Annotated in this window: 1 protein-coding gene; it reads left to right on the top strand. The window is 76.1% G+C overall.

Annotated features, from left to right (window positions below; translation table 11 throughout):
• Positions 1-173: 173 nt before the first annotated feature.
• The coding region (cobC, locus tag AB0K09_RS33670) for an Rv2231c family pyridoxal phosphate-dependent protein CobC (protein ID WP_366069181.1) at positions 174-1,148 on the top strand (975 nt) is incomplete at its 3' end.

Here is a 1,148-nt window from a genome sequence, read left to right as displayed (position 1 = left end):
AGAGGCTTTCAACGCGGACACCAGCACCAGTTCCGTCATCGTGCAGTTTCCGCCGCCCGCTCACCTCGTACGACTGGTACAACACTTGGACCCCGTCGAGCGGGTCGCCTGCGCGGTCGCCGCCCGGCGCCCCGGGGACGGCCGCACCGGCGTCCGCCGGTAACGTATCCGGCGTGCACCACATATCCCCCGAACCCGATCTGCGTCACCATGGGGACGCGGAAGTCCGCGGCATGGGCGCGGAGTTGACGGACCTCGCGGTCAACGTGCGGGCCGGCACACCCCCGCAGTGGCTCCGGGACCACGTCGCCGCCTCGCTCGGCTCGCTGGCCGCGTATCCCGACGGGCGTGCCGCCCGGCGGGCGGTGGCCGCGCGGCACGGGCTGCCGGAGGAGCGGGTACTGCTGACGGCGGGCGCGGCCGAGGCGTTCGTCCTGCTGGCGCGTGCCCTGCCGGTGCGCCGGCCGGTCGTGGTGCACCCCCAGTTCACCGAGCCGGAGGCGGCCCTGCGGGACGCCGGGCACACGGTGGAGCGCGTCGTCCTCGACGCGGCGGACGGCTTCCGGCTGGACCCGCGCGCCGTGCCCGGGGACGCGGACCTGGTGATCGTCGGCAATCCCACCAACCCCACCTCGGTCCTGCACCCCGCCCGTACCCTGGCGCGGCTGGCCCGTCCGGGACGGATCCTGGTCGTGGACGAGGCGTTCATGGACGCCGTGCCGGGCGAGCACGAGTCGCTCGCGTCGCGCACGGACCTGCCGGGCCTGATCGTGCTGCGCAGCCTCACCAAGACCTGGGGCCTGGCGGGGCTGCGCGTCGGCTACGTCCTGGCCGCGCCGGACACCGTGGCCGCGCTGGAACGGGCACAGCCGCTGTGGCCGGTGTCGTCGCCGGCGCTCGCGGCGGCGGAGGCGTGCAGTGCGGCGCCGGCGCTGGCCGAGGCCGAGGAGGCGGCGCACAGGATGGCCGCCGACCGGGCCCATCTGGAGTGGCGGCTGGCCGAGTTCGGCCGGGTGACCGTGTGCGGTCCGGCGGCCGGCCCGTTCCTGCTGATCCGGCTGCCGGGAGCGGCGGCGGTCCGCTCCCGTCTGCGCGGACTGGGCTTCGCGGTCCGCCGCGGCGACACGTTCCCGGGCCTGGGCCCGGAC

The sequence above is a fragment of the Streptomyces sp. NPDC049577 genome (genome assembly GCF_040675635.1).
In the GTDB taxonomy this organism is placed as follows: domain Bacteria; phylum Actinomycetota; class Actinomycetes; order Streptomycetales; family Streptomycetaceae; genus Streptomyces.
Note: the sequence above shows the minus strand (reverse complement) of the source record. Positions and strands in the feature narration are given on the sequence as shown.